This is a genomic window from Rothia sp. HMSC069C04 (assembly GCF_001812895.1).
Classification (GTDB): Bacteria; Actinomycetota; Actinomycetes; order Actinomycetales; family Micrococcaceae; genus Rothia.
In genome coordinates this window covers 74,771-91,238 of sequence record NZ_KV810742.1, presented here as the reverse complement: position 1 = coordinate 91,238, position 16,468 = coordinate 74,771, and the positions used below count along the sequence as shown (strand labels likewise).

The 16,468-nt window shown below is 60.3% G+C and carries 13 protein-coding genes and 2 tRNA genes; 14 read left to right on the top strand and 1 reads right to left on the bottom strand.

Annotation, left to right across the window (positions count from 1 at the left end):
- The first annotated feature begins 164 nt into the window (after positions 1-164).
- The 6 genes from HMPREF2879_RS05525 to HMPREF2879_RS05500 all read left to right on the top strand — a co-directional run bounded on the left by HMPREF2879_RS05525 (position 165) and on the right by HMPREF2879_RS05500 (position 7,078).
- Positions 165-237 (top strand) — tRNA-Asn (locus tag HMPREF2879_RS05525).
- A 703-nt stretch (positions 238-940) separates the two neighbouring features.
- On the top strand, positions 941-1,813 hold the full coding sequence (locus HMPREF2879_RS05520; RefSeq protein ID WP_070507758.1) for a phage holin family protein: 873 nt from the start codon (positions 941-943) through the stop codon (positions 1,811-1,813).
- A 308-nt stretch (positions 1,814-2,121) separates the two neighbouring features.
- A complete protein-coding gene (locus tag HMPREF2879_RS05515) occupies positions 2,122-3,327 on the top strand; it encodes a glycosyltransferase (RefSeq protein WP_070594106.1) in 1,206 nt (401 codons plus the stop codon).
- A 109-nt stretch (positions 3,328-3,436) separates the two neighbouring features.
- Positions 3,437-3,510, top strand: a tRNA-Ile gene (locus HMPREF2879_RS05510).
- A gap of 273 nt (positions 3,511-3,783) precedes the next feature.
- Positions 3,784-4,833 (top strand): hypothetical protein, encoded by a 1,050-nt coding sequence (locus HMPREF2879_RS05505; RefSeq protein ID WP_049341677.1) that lies wholly within the window; start codon positions 3,784-3,786, stop codon positions 4,831-4,833.
- Between the two features lies 1 nt (position 4,834).
- Positions 4,835-7,078, top strand: coding sequence for a flagellar motor protein (locus HMPREF2879_RS05500; RefSeq protein ID WP_049350192.1), 2,244 nt, complete (start codon positions 4,835-4,837; stop codon positions 7,076-7,078).
- 126 nt (positions 7,079-7,204) lie between these two features.
- Here HMPREF2879_RS05500 and HMPREF2879_RS09540 read toward each other — a convergent pair whose 3' ends face one another.
- Entirely contained in the window at positions 7,205-7,906 is a 702-nt protein-coding gene (locus HMPREF2879_RS09540) for a M23 family metallopeptidase (protein ID WP_246822912.1), read from the bottom strand.
- A gap of 445 nt (positions 7,907-8,351) precedes the next feature.
- Between HMPREF2879_RS09540 and rpsB the strand changes: the two genes are divergently transcribed.
- From rpsB to HMPREF2879_RS05455, 8 genes are all read left to right on the top strand, one after another.
- Positions 8,352-9,149: a 30S ribosomal protein S2 gene (gene rpsB / locus HMPREF2879_RS05490; RefSeq protein ID WP_005508818.1), complete on the top strand. Its 798-nt coding sequence runs from the start codon at positions 8,352-8,354 to the stop codon at positions 9,147-9,149.
- A 153-nt stretch (positions 9,150-9,302) separates the two neighbouring features.
- Positions 9,303-10,133 (top strand): translation elongation factor Ts, encoded by an 831-nt coding sequence (gene tsf / locus HMPREF2879_RS05485; RefSeq protein WP_005507065.1) that lies wholly within the window; start codon positions 9,303-9,305, stop codon positions 10,131-10,133.
- A gap of 196 nt (positions 10,134-10,329) precedes the next feature.
- Positions 10,330-11,073, top strand: a complete 744-nt coding sequence (pyrH, locus tag HMPREF2879_RS05480; protein WP_012903948.1) for a UMP kinase — start codon at positions 10,330-10,332, stop codon at positions 11,071-11,073.
- 295 nt (positions 11,074-11,368) lie between these two features.
- On the top strand, positions 11,369-11,926 hold the full coding sequence (frr, locus tag HMPREF2879_RS05475; RefSeq protein WP_044150664.1) for a ribosome recycling factor: 558 nt from the start codon (positions 11,369-11,371) through the stop codon (positions 11,924-11,926).
- 87 nt (positions 11,927-12,013) lie between these two features.
- Positions 12,014-12,841, top strand: a complete 828-nt coding sequence (locus HMPREF2879_RS05470; protein ID WP_246822911.1) for a phosphatidate cytidylyltransferase — start codon at positions 12,014-12,016, stop codon at positions 12,839-12,841.
- A gap of 203 nt (positions 12,842-13,044) precedes the next feature.
- Positions 13,045-13,632: a cell division protein DivIVA gene (locus tag HMPREF2879_RS05465; RefSeq protein WP_012903944.1), complete on the top strand. Its 588-nt coding sequence runs from the start codon at positions 13,045-13,047 to the stop codon at positions 13,630-13,632.
- Between the two features lie 140 nt (positions 13,633-13,772).
- Entirely contained in the window at positions 13,773-15,098 is a 1,326-nt protein-coding gene (gene dxr / locus HMPREF2879_RS05460; protein ID WP_070634986.1) for a 1-deoxy-D-xylulose-5-phosphate reductoisomerase, read from the top strand.
- Between the two features lie 326 nt (positions 15,099-15,424).
- On the top strand, positions 15,425-16,300 hold the full coding sequence (locus HMPREF2879_RS05455) for a chromosome partitioning protein ParA (protein WP_197524206.1): 876 nt from the start codon (positions 15,425-15,427) through the stop codon (positions 16,298-16,300).
- The last annotated feature ends 168 nt before the right edge of the window (positions 16,301-16,468 follow it).

Here is a 16,468-nt window from a genome sequence, read left to right as displayed (position 1 = left end):
GGGGGGGGGGGGGGGGGGGGGGGGGAGTAGCGCGGGTTAACCGGAGCCCAAGCTCCCAATCTAAAGAGTGATACACTTCACGCTATTTCGAGTTGCGGAGCCCAAACAGCCCCGGTATAGTTATTACTCGTTGCAAGGGAAACCAAACAACAAAAACAAAATAATCCCCCGTAGCTCAATTGGCAGAGCATTCGACTGTTAATCGAAGGGTTACTGGTTCGAGTCCAGTCGGGGGAGCGCATAAAGCAAGAATCCTCAGGGCTCCGCCCTGGGGATTCTTGCTATATACGTTCCTCTGACTCGAACCAGTAACCCCTCGGGCTTGCGCCCTCGGCGAGGCAAAGATTTTTGTTTCCTCGCGCGCTCGGAAAATCTTCGCCTCGCTAGTTCGAGTCCAGTCGGAACGTTCTCCCCAAGTCGTGAACCAGCAACCCCTCGGGCTTACGCCCTCGGCGGGGTAACGGTTTTTACTTCCTCGCGCGCTCGGAAAATCTTCGCCTCGCTAGTTCGAGTCCAGTCGGAACGTTCTCTCCAAGTCATGAATCAGTAACCACTCCGCCATACGCAGGCGCTGGGGCGCTCCCTCCAGGTCCTCGGGCTTACGCCCTCGGCGAGGCAAAGATACTTCACCCTGCAAAAATGTGAAGTCTAACGCACAGAGAAGTTCCTCGCCCACATCAACCACACGCCCACTCGGCGCGTAACGGGGGAGCGGCGCATCGGCATCCTCTTACGCCTACTCCAGAGCAAATCCACAGACGCAACCAAGCCCAGAATGCTACGCCTGCAGCTCAATACAAACCTCAGAAAGTCGAAAATACCTGAAGAGATAGCGCAAACCCCCGTTCAAACGGTCACGCGGAGGTACCATAAGGGGCTAAACTATAGGAGGTGGAGTGCGAAAAAGAAGCCTCCAAAAACACGTCACGGAGAGGTGGTCATGACCACTACTACTAATCCCAAGGCACCCAAGGGTTTCTTTGCTGGCATCAGCGGGATTAAGTCCGGCGTCGCGAACATCATCGACGCTGGCAAAACCTTCAAGACCCTCGGACCCAGCCAGGTCAAGGACGAAATCCAGATTGCAAAGCACGAACTGAAGGCCAAGGGCATCGCCGTTGGTAAGGGCGCAGCCTTCTTCGGCGTCGCAGCAGTCTTCGGTCTGTTCCTGATCATCGCGCTGGTCGCCGCAGCAATCCTCGGCCTCGGCACCGTCATGCCCTACTGGGCATCCGCGCTGGTCTTCGCCCTCATCTTCCTCATCGTCCTGGCAATCTGCGCCCTGGTCGGCCTGAAGAAGGTCAAGGCACAGCTGCCGTTCAAGCCCGAATCCGCAATCTTTGGTCTGCTCTTCGACCTCGGCGTACTCAAGGAAGGTACCGCCATGTCCGCTGAGCGCCTGAAGAAGGAGCAGGCAGAGCGTGCAGAGCAGAAGGCTAAGGAAGCTGAAGAAGCAGCAGAACGCGCACGTCAGGAAGCTGAAGAGCGCAAGGCACGCGGTGAGGAAGAGCCCAAGCCGCCGACCTTCGAAGAGCTCAAGCAGCGCACCGCAGAGCGTCGCCAGCACCTGGCAGCCCTGCGCGACGACCTGCAGTCCTACACCGGCGACGTTCAGAACAACACCCAGCAGGCTCTGGACGCTCTCAAGGCAGTGCCCTCCGAGGTTGCTGCAGGTGCAGCAGCTACCGGCCGCGGCCTGGCAGAGAACGTGCGCAAGCCCGAGGTTCTGCAGGCACGCTGGAAGTCCTTCGCAGCACTGGGTGCATCCATTGCAACCGTCCTGCACTTCCTGAACCGCCTGGTACGCCGCTAAACACTGTTCGCCGCTCAACCGGCACCGGTTAACGCCAAGCGTCTAAACGCCCCGATACTCGTATCGGGGCGTTTGTGCGTCTACGGGCAGGGCGCAGGCTCCAGCCTCAACGTGAGGTTTAGAGGCAACTCCCAGCCAAAGGCCCCGGCCACAAGTCGGAGAAGGACGCAGCTCACAGGTAGAATAGACAAGTGCTGTACGTACTGGACCCACCCGGTTCACGCGGCAGGCAGAGGTAGAAGCGGCGCACCGTCGCACCCGAACCCCCAAAGTCACCGACACACTACACCCCGATGAGGAGCCCCGTCATGGAACAGGCAAAGACGATTCTGATTGGCGCAGAAACCTACCCGCCGGACATCAACGGTGCGGCACAATTCGGTCACCGCCTCGCCACCTCCATGCTCAAGCGCGGCCACTCCGTACACGTAGTCGCAGCCAGCCCCATCCCCGGCCCCAGCTACCGCACCGAAGTAGAAGGCGGCATCGTGGAGCACCGCCTGCGCTCGCACCTGCCCCCGACCCATGAGACGAACCGCATCTGCCTGCCTTGGGAGATTTGGTCCGAGGTCGGCGCGATTCTCGACGAGGTGCGCCCGGACGTGGTGCACGTGCAGTGCCACTACATTATTGGCCGCGCCCTGATTTTCCAGGCGAAGCGCCGAGGTATTCGTGTTATCGCCACCAACCACTTCATGCCCGCGAACCTTGATCCGTTCCTGCCCTTCCCCTCTCCCGTGAAGCGCGTGATTGAGAAGGCAACCTGGAAGGATATGCGTTTCTGCTTCTCCAAGACCGCGGTCGTTACCACCCCCACCCAGATTGGTGCGGATGCGATGCGCGACCTGGGTCATTTTGATCGCCCCGTCATGCCGGTTTCTAACGGTATTGAGATCAGCGACTACGAGCTGGCTGAGGGTGCTGACGCCGGCAAGGTTCCCGGTGAGCTGCGTATCGCCTTCGTGGGCCGCCTGGCTGAAGAGAAGAACGTGGACGTGCTCATCGAGGCGCTCTCCCTGCTGCCGGATACTCTCGAGCACGTGGTGCTGGATATCGCCGGTGGCGGCGAGCTGCGTGAAGCTCTCGAACAGAAGGCGCACGATTGCGGCGTGTCCGACCGCGTGATTTTCCGCGGCTTCGTTCCGGAGGAGCATCTGCCCGAGGTGTACCAGATGGCTGATGTGTTCTGCCAGCCCGGTACCGCCGAACTGCAGTCCCTGGTTTCCCTGGAGGCGATGAGCGCCTCCACCCCCGTGGTGCTCGCGAACGCGCTGGCTCTGCCGCACCTGGTGGAGGACGGTGTGAACGGCTACCTCTTCGAACCCAATAACGCTCAGGATTTGGCGAAGAAGCTGGAGGCTGTGCTCTCCCTGCCCGCTGCTGAGCGTGAGCAGATGGGTCGTGAGTCCCGCCGCATCGTGGGCTTCCACAGCGCTGAGAACACCTGGCGCACCTTCGAGGAACTGTACGTGAGCGACGCTCCGTACCAGCGTTACCTGGATTCGCGCCGCTAAGCTTCTCTAGCCCCTGGGCGGCGGATTGAGCGTTTTTCGTTCTCAGTCACCGTTCAGGTACTCTAGAGGATGGTGCTGGCGTCCATTGCGCGCCGTCACTGCACCGGATGGGGAGTTAGCTCAGCCGGTTAGAGCAGGGGACTCATAATCCCTTGGTCGCGGGTTCGAGCCCCGCACTCCCTACGGCCCCGCCCGTCGACTTCACCCACTTGTCGGCGGGCGGGGCTTTTTCGCGCCCTCTTTTCGTGCTCTTTTGTCATGCTCTCGGAGGCGCGTATTTTCGTGCATGGAATGCATCAACGGTGATGAAAATGAGTAAATGACGAACGAAGACGCACCATAGCGTTCAATACGGTAGGGTTGAAGAGTCTTGTCACGAAAGACAGTGTGATGCCGCCGGTAGATGCCGATTCAGCCGGTAGGTGTTGCTTCCACACACCATACGAGAGGATCTCAATGTCGGAGAACACTCCCAACAACCCGTCGCAGGGTGCCGCCGGGGGCTACGGCTACGATGCTGGCGCGCGTCCCGCACAGGATGCTTCGCTGCCTGCTCAGCCGCAGCAGCCCGTGCAGTCGAGCCAGCAGGGTAATGCTGCTCAGCCTGCCGCACCGGCAGCACCTCAGCAGCCCGTCCAGCCTCAGCAGGCACCCCAGCCCACTCCTGCGAGCGCTCATGCACAGCCGAATGCTGAGGCTCAGGCAGCCCCCGCACAGCCCGGTCAGCCTGCCGCCGCACCCCAGCCCGGTACTGCTCAGCCTGGGGCCGCGCAGCCCGGTCAGCCCGGCCAGGCAACCTATGCGCCGAGCGCACCGCATCCGGCGGTGAAGGCACTGGGCGCTACCTGGAACGCGTTCCTGGACGTTTTCTCCAGCAACCCGGCGACCGCGCACGCCCGCATCTCTGCCGCCGGTGCGTGGGGTTGGATTGTTCCCACGACTCTGCAGGCGCTGGTGGGTGCCTTCTTCTTCAGCCAGCTGATTATCCTGGCTGCCGTTATCGCGATGTCCATGGTGGGCTACATGTTCGGCGGTCGAGGCGGTGCCGCTTACGGTGGTGCCTACGCCGCACAGGCCGTGCCGACCGGACGCATGATTCTGGCGTACGTGCTGATGGCTCTTGCAATCTTCGGTGTGCAGGTTCTGCGCGGTGTGCAGCTGCAGCTGACCGCGCGTATCGGTAAGGCGCCGACCTCCTTCACCGCGAGTATGCACGCCGTGTCGGTGTCTTCCCTGGCGCTGATTCCTTCGTTCCTGGTGCTGAACCTGCTCGTGTTCTTCCTGACCCTCACCCGTAGCGGTGGTGGTGCGTTCTTCCTGACCATGCTCATAGTCCTGGTGCTTGCTTTCGCCGTGTTCTCGGGTGAGGCTCTCACCTATCTGGGTCTGAACCGTCTGGGCCGCTTCGCGAAGTCCCCGATTATCATGCACGCGGCGCTGAGCACCGCATGGGTTCTGGCGTCCATGGTCGTCTATTACGTGGCGATTCGCCTGATGGGAGCCTAGTATGCACGCGATGACTCACGCCCCGAGCGCGCCGACTCGTCAGCGCTGGATGTTCCTGGCGGTTCTGTTGACCATTGCCGCCCTGATTCTGAGCGCCTGCAGCGCAAAGATTGAGACCCAGCTGGGCCTTGAGAGCGCTGAGAAGGGTACCCGCACCATTCTGGTTTCCTTCAACATGAAGGATAACCAGGACAAGGTTAAGGGTGGAACCCAGGCACTGGATGCGTCCGTACGTAAGCACCTGCCCGAGGGCCTGGAATACGAAGGTATTCAGTCTGAGGGTGACAAGGCTCGTGCGACTTTCAAGGTATCCTTCTCCTCCGTGGACGAGTACCACTCCAAGGTGACCTCTCTGCTGAAGGCTTCGGGCTCCGACATCAAGCCGCAGATTAGCATCGTCAACTCTGACCAGGGTCTGGTGCAGGGTATTCAGGTGAAGGAAAACTTCAGCTCGGGCGATCTGCTGGGCTGGCTTCCTGAAGCTCTGGTAGTGGACGGTGTTGTGTCTGCTTCCAATAAGAACAGCGTTCTCAGCAGTAGTGATGAAACCACTGTGAAGTTTGGCGAGAAGGAAGTGAAGAACTCCGGTGGGTCTAAGATTTCCGCGAAGGATGTTCAGGACCGCGGTTTCCGTAACGTCATCCTTGACGTGAAGGAGAAGGACGGCGGTTATGACGTCGCCATCTCCTTCGTTGCGAAGGAAATCATGAACACCGAGACCGCCGCTGCGGTCGACGCCTACCTGAACCAGGTCAAGCCTGAGGGCTCCGAGCTGAAGAAGGGTCTGGAATCCTCGCAGGCGAAGGCATACGCTCCTTCCGCATCGACCGCCAGCGCGAAGGAAGAAGTGGGCCGTACCCTGACCTTTAGCGCTTCTTCGATTGAGGATTTGGGAAATGGTCTCAAGAAGCTGTTTGGTGCAGGTAGTACCGATCTCTCCGCTAGCCGTGAGGTAGTGGCGAAGGATAATAACTTCACCGTTCAGAAGAAGATTTCGGGTCTGCTGGACTGCGCGCTGCTGTGCTCCCCGAGCGGTGATGGCCTGACCCTGACCATCGTGGACAGCAACGATAAGTCCTACATGGTTGACCCCGAGGGTCGCGCTAGCTCCTCCCGTTCGGGCGGTAGCAGTACTCTCATCGCGGTTGACCGTGTTTCTTCACGTCAGATTGAGATGAAGAGCATGAAGGTCGCTACCTCCCTGGGTCTGGACGGTTCCATGGAAGCGCGTTTCCTCTACGCATTCCCGACCGAGGATGTTGCGGGTGCTGAGCAGAAGCTCAAGGACGTTTTCGCAGGCGGCAGCAATGACGAGACTGAGGTCCGTCAGGACGGCGACTCCACCATTGTGAGCGTGAAGGTTCGCGGTAAGGATCAGAACGAGTTCAACCAGCGTCTGAACGAATACCTGCCCGATTCGAAGGTGACCGTTACCCGCCCCGGTGGCTACCACCCCTTCGGCTCCGACTACACGGTGACCCCTGAAATCAAGCTCTCTTCGAAGCTGGGTAACTACTACTCGGCTCCCTTCGAGTTCACTTTCAAGGCTCCGACCTTCTCCTCGCTGGATCAGCAGAAGGTTGATGCTGCGAACAGCCTCGCGAAGAACTCTCAGCACGTGCAGCTCACCGTCAACGGTGGCGAGCTGAGCGTCAAGACTGACCGCGGTGTCAGCACCACCTCCGGTCTGACTGTTCCGGTGTCCGGTCTGAGCATGACTGACGTGATTGTGGATGCAATCATCGTGGGTCTGTTGCTGCTCATCCTGGTTCTGCTCTTCGTCTTCCGCAAGAAGATCGCGGCGGCTCGTGCGAAGGGCCGTGAACGTCGTGCCGCTTCGGCTGCGGCACTGGGTGCTGCGGCGGGTGTTGCGACCGGTTACGGTGCAACCCAGGCTGACGTACAGAATGGCTACCCGGCACAGGGCGGATACGCGGCACAGAACGGCTACCCGGTACAGAACGGTTATGCTGCTCAGCCCGGTTACCCGGCACAGAACACCGCCTACACCGCCGGTGATGATTCGCCGACTCAGGTGTTCACCCCGCAGCACGGCCTGAACTATGGTGAGAATGAACCGACCAAGGCAATGCCCGCGTACGATGCACAGGCCGCGCAGACCGTACAGCCTGCACAGCCGGTTCAGCCTACTCAGCCCGGTCAGCAGGTTCAGCCCGGTCAGACTGCTCAGCAGCCTGTACAGCCGAACCAGTTCGGTGCTGATGACGGTGACGTCCTCCAGTAAGTAGCTGCCTCTAGCACCTACGCTAGTGAGCACAACCTAGACTGGCTCCTGTGGCCCGTTGCCTCCTTTTGGGGAGGTGACGGGCCACAGCCGTACCCAATGACTGCCAGCGCGAGTACTCGCCACCTAATATCCGCCCGGCACGGGTAGCAGAATGCTTGGTTCCTTCGAGCCCAGCAGGCTCATGGGGTTGATGTACTCGGCGTCCTTGCCGCTGCCGTCCCCACGGGTGCCTCCCTGTCGTACGCCCCAGTACAGGCAGGGGGTGGAGCATCGCCGGTAGGGGCGCTCGCTGTTGCCGCCCGCCGCGCCTGCGACGGTGCCGATGACCTCACCGGCTGTAACGGTGGTGCCGACCGGGAGCGTTTCATCCATGGGTTCGAAGGTGCTGCGCCGCCCATCTGGATGCGCAAGGACCAGTACTTTTCGGTTGACGACCGTGCCGCTGAAAACCACTTTGCCGGGTGCCGGTGCGTAGACGCGCCGGTCGTTCTCGGGTACGGCGAGGTCTACGCCGCGGTGCCCGGCGCTCCAGCGTTGGGTGGGCTTCTCAAAGGGGCGGATTACCTGCGGTCTGGATTCGGCGGTGGGGGAGCGGTAGCGTAGTTGGCTCGCGGCGAGCTCAACGGTGCCGGGAACTTGTGCGCTGTTGGGAACGTGCGCACTTGAGGTGGCACCCTCTGCGAAACCTGCCCCGTCTGTAGAACTGATCCAGCTCGAATAACCCTGACTACCCGCGTAGCCCTGCCCACCCGCACTCGCAAGTGCACCCAGTAGGCAGCACACCACCAGGATTGTGTGCCGTAGCGTTCCCTCTAATGTCTTCATGTTCTGCTTCATCTTCTGAGCACATCACGAATCGCCCCGCCCCGCAGCGCCTCACGAAAAATTGTGGATAACCCCGCTGTTTGCGCCTTAAAATCCTTTATCCACAGTGCCCCTGCACACACCTGCACCGCCCGCGCAGGTTTTAACCCCAACCCGGCGGATTAATCGCGGAATATACGGTACAATGTCGTATTGCAGTGTGCCTGCGCGGGTATTCTCCCTCTTCGAGGGGGCCGTACAGTACCACTGACGACGCGCGGCGTGAGCGGCATCCTCAAACGGGGAGCCGATAAGGGACCTTCGGTCCACCCATACGGGGTGGTTAGGGCCTGAGCTGAACGGGTAACCGTGAACGCTAACCGCCGCCAGGAAAAACTGATAACTACTATGCGCGCGTTGGGCTAGCCCGAATGGGAGGTCCGCGCGGCACAAAAAAGGAGACGACATGCCCGTCGTAACTATGCGTGAAATGCTGGACTCCGGCGTTCACTTCGGTCACCAGACCCGCCGTTGGAACCCCAAGATGAAGCGTTTCATCCTGACCGAGCGCAACGGCATCTACATCATCGACCTGCAGCAGTCCCTCGCCTTCATCGACAAGGCATACGAGGCTGTTAAGTCGACCGTCGCACACGGTGGCAACATCCTGTTCGTGGGTACCAAGAAGCAGGCTCAGGAAGTTATCGCTGAGCAGGCAACCCGCGTGAACATGCCCTACGTGAACCACCGCTGGCTCGGTGGTATGCTGACCAACTTCAGCACCATCTCCAAGAGCATTGAGCGCATGAAGGAACTCGAGCAGATTGACTTCGACGATGTAGCAGGTTCTCGCTACACCAAGAAGGAACTGCTCCTCATGCGTCGCGAGTTCGAGAAGCTCGAGAAGACCCTCGGCGGTATCCGCAACCTGTCCAAGGTTCCCTCCCTCCTGTGGGTTGTTGACACCAAGAAGGAGCACCTGGCAGTTAACGAGGCTCAGAAGCTGGGCATCCCCGTTGTTGCTATCCTCGACACCAACTGCGACCCCGACGAGGTTGCTTTCCCGATCCCCGGTAACGACGACGCTATCCGCTCCGTCAACCTGCTCACCCGCGTGATTGCTGACGCAGTGGCAGCCGGCCTGATCGAGCGCAACGCTAAGAAGAACGGCAAGGCTGAAGCAGCTGAGGAGCCCATGGCAGCTTGGGAGCGCGAGCTCCTGGAGCAGCACGAGGCTGCACAGGCTGAAGAGGCAGCTAAGTAAGCTTTCTTAGCCCACTAAGCTTTATGCTTTGTGGCCCCCGCCTGCGGGGACCACGTTCGGACGGCGCCCGCCCTGACCTGGGCGCGGCGCCGTCCGCCATTTGTACCACCGGGATGTCATCCCGATTTATTACAGCAACACAAGGAGTTCACAATGGCGAACTACACCGCAGCAGACATCAAGGCACTGCGCGAGAAGACCGGCGCAGGTATGCTCGACGTCAAGAAGGCTCTGGACGAGGCTAACGGCGACCAGCAGAAGGCTGCCGAGATCATCCGCGTTAAGGGTCTGAAGGGCATCACCAAGCGCGAGGGTCGCGCAACCGCTGAGGGTCTGGTGGCTGCACGCGTTGAGAACGGCGTTGGCTACATGATCGAGGTCAACTCCGAGACCGACTTCGTGGCAAAGTCCGACCCCTTCATCGCTTTCGGCCAGAACGTGCTCGAGGCTGCTATTGCTGCTGACGCTTCCACCCTGGAAGAGCTGCAGGCTGCATCCTACGAGGGCAAGACCGTTGAGGAGCTGACCACCGACGCTGGTGCACTGCTCGGCGAGAAGATCGTTGTCCGCCGCGTTGCACGCGTTGAGGGCGAGAACGTTGCAGTTTACCTGCACAAGACCTCCAAGGACCTGCCGGCACAGGTTGGCGTTCTGCTGGCTGTCTCCGGTGAGAACACCGACGAGATCGCACACGACGTTGCAGTGCACATTGCTGCAATGAGCCCCAAGTACCTGGATTCTGAGTCCATCCCCGCAGACCAGATCGAGACCGAGAAGCGCGTTGCTCGCGAGACCGCAATCGCTGAGGGCAAGCCCGAGAAGATTCTGGACAAGATTGTTGAGGGTCGCCTGAAGGGCTTCTTCAAGGAGAACACCCTGCTCGATCAGGACTTCGCGAAGGACTCCAAGAAGTCTGTCGCACAGGTTCTGTCCGAGGCTGGCGCAACCGCTACCGCATTCGCACGTTTCCGCGTGGGCGCATAAGGACTCGCTGCAGTTCTGCCCTCCCGTATTGCGGGTTCCCGGTAAGGGAAGTCGTATGAGGTTGGGATTATAGCCTGAAGCCGGGTAGTCACCACTGGTGGCTACCCGGCTTTGCTGTATCCTTGATAAGGACTAGGCGGCAGGAAGTCCGCCCCGATCACCTATAACAACCCCTAGGTAAGCCACTGGAGGAACCATGCCCGAAGCTATTTCGCACCCGATTCACCATGACGAGACCGGCCGTCGCCGCGTTTTGCTCAAGCTTTCCGGTGAGGTTTTTGGTGGCGGTGAAGTTGGTATTTCGACCGAGGTCGTGCGCAGCATCGCCAAGCAGATTGCCGCAACCGTCGGCCAGGTTGAAACCTCCATCGTGATTGGTGGCGGCAACTTCTTCCGCGGTGCTGAACTCTCTCAGGCGGGTATGGACCGCTCCCGTGCAGACTACATGGGTATGCTCGGCACCGTGATGAACTCCCTGGCTCTGCAGGACTTCCTGGAGCAGGAGGGTATTGACACCCGCGTTCAGTCGGCTATCACCATGCCGCAGGTTGCTGAGACTTACATTCCTCGCCGCGCGATCCGCCACATGCAGAAGGACCGCGTCGTGATCTTCGGTGCTGGTGCGGGTCTGCCCTACTTCTCCACCGACACTGTGGCTGCTCAGCGCGCCCTGGAAATCCACGCAGATGAGGTTCTGGTGGCTAAGAACGGCGTGGACGGCATCTACACTGCTGACCCGAACAAGGACCCCAACGCTGAGCGCCTGTACAACCTCACCTACGATGAGGCAATGCAGCGCAACATCCGCGTGCTGGATCAGACCGCGTTCTCCCTGTGCCGCGACAACAACGTGACCATGCGCGTGTTCGGCATGCAGGGTGACGGCAACGTGACCCGCGCAATTCTGGGCGAGAAGATGGGTACCCTCGTTACTCGCTAACGCCTAAATTTTTAGGTTGGGGCGTACGGAACGCGCCCTCACATTGTGACCGTGCTCGATAGCGCGGACTTATTCTGGACGGTACCGCGCGGGTAGGCGCTAAAACTCGCTTATGCCCGCCGGTACCGTCTAGACTTATATCAAATACGACGTTCTGCCTCTTTCCCGTCGACTTCGCATTATCCTTACGGTTTTCGCCTCGGATGCGCCGCGGACCGGTGGGGAATCATGAGGGCTGAGCGTGCGCCCACCGACAATTCTGGCACCCCAGAATTCCGACAAAGGAGATCCTTTCGTGATCGAAGAAATCCTTGCCGAAGCCGGCGAGAAGATGGAAAAGACCATCGAAGCAACCAAGACTGAGTTCGCTAAGGTTCGTACCGGTCGTGTGAACCCCGCAATCTTCAGCGGCCTGACCGCAGAGTACTACGGTGCGCCGACCCCGCTGCAGCAGCTGGTGTCCTTCAACGTTGAGGACGCACGTACCGTCAAGATCGTTCCCTTCGACGTGACCGCACTGGCAGCTATCGAGAAGGCTCTGCGTGACTCCGACCTGGGTGTTAACCCCAGCAACGACGGTGCAGCTATCCGCGTTGTCATGCCCGAAATGACCGCTGAGCGCCGTAAGGAATACACCAAGCTCGTCAACCACAAGGCTGAAGAGGCTCGTATCTCCATCCGTAACGTTCGCCGCCACGCTAAGACCGCTATCGACAAGCTGGTCAAGGACAGCGAAATCGGTGAAGACGAAGGCGCACGTGCTGAGAAGGAACTGGACGCACAGACCAAGAAGCACATCGACCAGGTCGACGCACTGTACAAGCACAAGGAAGCTGAACTGCTCGAGGTCTAAACCCTAATGAGTGCACGCAAAGAAGCGAAAGAAGAGAGAAGCGCGCCGCCTGCTCCACAGCCGAGCCCGCAGACCGCTGCAACGCCGGTGAAGTCGCGCAGCGCCAAAGCTGGCCGTAACCTGCCCGCCGCCATTAGTGTGGGTGTTGGTTTCGGCGTGCTATTGGTGCTGGGCCTGATTTACCAGCCGGTTTTTGTTGCGATCGCTACCGGCGCGGCAGCGTTGGGCGCCTGGGAAATTGGGCACGTGCTCAACACCCGCCGCGGCTACGGCATCCCGGAATACCTACTGGGTGCCCTGTCTGGCGCAATTGTGGTGGTGTCCTACCTGTTCGGTTTTACCGGGCTGGGCATCGCCCTGGCGGTGAGCCTGCTGGCGCTGTTGCTTTCTTCTGCTCTCGTGCGTGCTGACCGTCAGGTCTCACTGGGTAAGTCTTTGAGCGGTAGCGCCCTGGCTCTGCTGTGGGTGCCGCTGATGCTGGGTATTGCCATGGTCTACTTCCAGACGGACCACGGCGAGCGCGGTATCCTCATGATTCTGCTGATGGCCATCTGCAATGACACGTTCGGCTTCATTGCCGGCGTGAATTGGGGTAAGCACCCGATGGCGCCGAAGATTTCCCCGAAGAAAAGCTGGGAGGGGCTGGCTGGTTCCTTCGTCGGCTCGGCGGTTGTTGGCGCTATCGCCTTGGCAGCCATGGGTTCGCCCTGGTATTGGGCTATTCCGCTGGCGGCGGTCATGGTGGTCGCGTCGACTGCCGGTGACCTGGTCGAGTCCGTGTTCAAACGCCGTATGGGTGTGAAGGACATGTCGAATATTCTGCCCGGTCACGGCGGCATGATGGATCGCCTGGACTCGATCCTTTTCGCTGCGGCGGCTGGCTGCCTGATTTTCCGGTTTATTATGCCGCTCTAAAGCTTCAAGCTTTATCGCTTATGGAGGCGGGGCGTTTCTTCCCACGAATGGGGGAGGGGCGCCCCGCCTTTGCTGTGCCCGCTTTCGCTGTACCCGGTGAATAGAGGCGTAAAAGGCTATATCTAAGACGCCGCCCGCCCACCTTGCACCAGGTAGCCTGCGCATTGGTATTCTTAAAGTTCAATCGTCGAGAGGAGCCCACCTTGGCAAGCACCACCCACGGAGGCGGATTTGCCCGTGCAGCAGAAACCGAACCCGGCTACAAGCGCAGTGAAGTAGACCGCCTGTTCACCCGCCTCGCCGAGGACTACGAGAAGCTCAGCGGAGCCGCCGAACTGCCCGAAGACCTCTACACCTCCCGACGAATCCGCCAGGTCGTCTTCCGCGAAGAACCCGGCGGCTACCAGCTGGATGTGGTCGACCGCGCCCTCGAAAAGATTGAGGAACGCTTCGCCAAGCTCGAACGCAGCCGCTACATTGAGGCGTACGGCCTGGACAACTGGGAACGCTCCCTCGTAGAGACCGGCGAGCTACTCGCAGGCCGCCTGGAACGCCCCGCCGGTGAGCGTTTCCGCCGCCCCAGCAAGCGCCGCCACATGGGCTACTTCGTCGGCGACGTGGACGCCATCTGCGACCGCGTGTACGCCCAGCTCAACAGCGAGGAGCCGCTGGACCCGTCCGTGGTGCGCCACGCAAAGTTTCGCCCCGCCTCGGGCACCGTCAGCTACGAGGAATCCCAGGTGGACGCTTTCCTGGACCGCTGCATTGAGCTGTTGCAGGACCTGCTCTAAAACGTGAAGTGTTGAATCCCCCGCCCCGTATGACAGGGCGGGGGATTCTTCTGCGCTGGGGTCTTCTGTGCTGGGCCTTCTAAGATGAGAGGCGGCGCCAGTACCCGAACGTACCCGCGAGCTCATGAGACACTAGAACCATGAAGTTTGGATCCTCAGCACGCGTCGGCGGCAGCCGCGACCGCCTCACCGACGCCCTCACAGAACTCACCCGCGCACCGCAGCGCGTCACCCTCCTCGGCTCAACCGGCTCCATCGGCACCCAAGCCATGGAAGTCATCGACCACCTCGCCGCACTCAAAGGCACCAGCGCCTCCGCCGCCGACGCACCGCTGAAGGTCGTCGCCCTTTCCGCAGGCTCCCGATCCCTCGAACTGCTCGCACGCCAGGCAGTGCACGTGCGCGCCGAACTGGTCGCCACCAGCGGCACCGCCGAAGACGCGCAGCGCCTGCGCGAACTCATCGAGGCGGCAGCCTCCGAAGCAGGCGTTACCGGCTACACCCCGCAGATCGCCCACGGTGCCGAAGCCTCCGTACAGGCGGCAGCACGCCCGGCAGACACCGTCCTCAACGGCATCACCGGCTCCATCGGCCTGGAGCCGACCCTCACCGCCCTCAACAGCGGCTACCGAGTGGCACTGGCCAACAAGGAATCCCTCATCGCAGGCGGCCCGCTTGTACGCGCCGCCGTCGACGCATCCCCCCTGAACACCCCCATGGTGCCCGTCGACTCCGAACATTCCGCCCTCGCGCAGGCGCTCGCCTCCGGAACCGACGCAGAAATCGACCGACTCATCCTCACTGCATCGGGCGGCCCGTTCCGCGGCTACAAGCGCGAACAGCTGCACGACGTGACCCCCGCGCAGGCGCTCGCACACCCCACCTGGGATATGGGCCTGGTCGTCACCACCAATTCGGCAACCATGGTCAACAAGGCACTCGAAGTGCTTGAAGCGCACCACCTGTTCGGCGTGGACCTGGACCGTATTGACGTGGCGGTTCACCCGCAGTCCGTCGTGCACTCCATGGTGCAGTTCGTGGACGGCTCCACTATCGCGCAGGCGTCGCCGCCGAGTATGGTTCTGCCCATCGCGCTGGGTCTGACCTGGCCGCACCGCATCCCCGGCGCTGTGCCCGCCTGCGACTGGTCGAAGGCGGCATCCTGGACTTTCGAGCCGCTGGACGAGGAAGCATTCCCCGCCGTGCGCATGATCAAGGACGCAGGTAAGGTCGGCGGAACGCACCCGGCAGTGTTCAACGCCGCCAATGAGGAAGCCGTGGCAGCATTCCATGCGGGCGCGATTCGCTTTACCGACATTGTCGATTCGGTGGCGCGTGTGCTGGAGGAGCACACCGGCAGCGCTGAGGCTGTCTCTGACGCTGATTTGACGCTGGAGGCTGTGCTGAACGCGGAGCGTTGGGCTCGCGTTCGCGCGAATGAGCTGCTGGGTATGACCGGACGCTAAATCGCTTTTGAGGGCGGTACTTGCCCCCGGATTGGGACTTGGAGGGGTGGTGTTTGTTCTCGCTTCGCTAGTTGGGACGGCACGCCGCATGTTTCCTCCGCGCCTACGCAGGGGCACCCGTCACCCGGACGCTCCGCCCCTCCTCGCTCCGCATCGGAGAGCGTCCGGGTGACACCCTGAGGGCGCTTCCGGAAGGTGCACCGGCTCGCCCTCCTCTACAGCGTGGTAGGCTAGTGTTCAAAATATGTTCTCTCAAGGGCAAACAACGAAGAGCCCCTGAACGAGCGGACAAAGATGCAGCGTATATTTCACGAGGAAGTGCCCCTATGCGTCGACAGAACACCCTACGAACCCTCGCCGGGGCTCTACTCCCGCTGACCTTGATGCTTAGCTCTTGCGCATCCGGGCAGCCCAGCGCTGACTCCTCGGCGTCCGCTAACGCTGAGAAGGCGTATAGCGCCTCCACGGCACCGCAAAGTACTTCTGCATCTGCCACTGTTGATACACAGGCTGCAGAAAAAGTAAATGCGTTGATTTCTATCTCTGATAACGTCGAACGTGCTTATCAGCGGCTTGCATCCGAATGTATGGTTTCCAAGGGCTACCCTGACAGGAAAACCTATTACATGGTTGAAACGTTTCCCGTTAGGGACCTGCTTTCTCCACTGCCTCTAAGTGTGGAATATGCCAACAAGTCTGGCTATCCCAGCCCTGTTCCTCCATCTCGTTATGCTTCTCTGGAAGACACCGTAAAACTGACTGAGCAAGAAACACATGCATATTACGGAGATAACGGAAAAGGTGGTTGTAAAGAAGAAGCTGAGTTGAAGCTGTATGGTTCTGGCACTTTGGCGGGAACACGAGAGGCAGTTACGGAGAAGCTACTATCCTACGTTCGTGCTTCTGTCATCGATGGAGCATACTCGTCTCTGGATGGTGAATGGGAACGTTGCATGGCTGAACGTGGATACACATATTCAACTTCAGACATTGCATATGATGCTGTGCATGGAAAGCCTGCTGAGCGGCAAACAGCAATTGATGATGCGACGTGTCGAGAGAAAATCAACTACGAAGAAAAAACTGAGCAGATACTAGACACCTATATGACCACGTTCCTCGAAAAAGAGCAGGACCTTATCGAGCGGGTGACCACATCTCAGAAAACTGCTGAAGAGAACGCCCAAAAGATTCTGAACTAGTCTTCTAAGCTCGGCATTTTGGTAGGTGTTGAGGGGCGGTGTTCGTCCTCGCCCCGCTGGTTGGGATGGCACGCCGCATGTTTCCTCCGCGCCTACGCTGGGGAACCCGTCACCCGGACGCTCCGCCCTCTCCGTGCTTCGCTGCGGAGAGCGTCCGTGTGACACCCT

Excerpts from the sequence above, each read along its gene's own strand:
- HMPREF2879_RS05520 (WP_070507758.1), top strand. The coding sequence starts at position 941 with ATGACCACTACTACTAATCCCAAGGCACCCAAGGGTTTCTTTGCTGGC.
- HMPREF2879_RS05515 (WP_070594106.1), top strand. The coding sequence starts at position 2,122 with ATGGAACAGGCAAAGACGATTCTGATTGGCGCAGAAACCTACCCGCCG.
- HMPREF2879_RS05505 (WP_049341677.1), top strand. The coding sequence starts at position 3,784 with ATGTCGGAGAACACTCCCAACAACCCGTCGCAGGGTGCCGCCGGGGGC.
- HMPREF2879_RS05500 (WP_049350192.1), top strand. The coding sequence starts at position 4,835 with ATGCACGCGATGACTCACGCCCCGAGCGCGCCGACTCGTCAGCGCTGG.
- HMPREF2879_RS09540 (WP_246822912.1), bottom strand. The coding sequence starts at position 7,906 with ATGAAGACATTAGAGGGAACGCTACGGCACACAATCCTGGTGGTGTGC.
- rpsB (WP_005508818.1), top strand. The coding sequence starts at position 8,352 with ATGCCCGTCGTAACTATGCGTGAAATGCTGGACTCCGGCGTTCACTTC.
- tsf (WP_005507065.1), top strand. The coding sequence starts at position 9,303 with ATGGCGAACTACACCGCAGCAGACATCAAGGCACTGCGCGAGAAGACC.
- pyrH (WP_012903948.1), top strand. The coding sequence starts at position 10,330 with ATGCCCGAAGCTATTTCGCACCCGATTCACCATGACGAGACCGGCCGT.
- dxr (WP_070634986.1), top strand. The coding sequence starts at position 13,773 with ATGAAGTTTGGATCCTCAGCACGCGTCGGCGGCAGCCGCGACCGCCTC.
- HMPREF2879_RS05455 (WP_197524206.1), top strand. The coding sequence starts at position 15,425 with ATGCGTCGACAGAACACCCTACGAACCCTCGCCGGGGCTCTACTCCCG.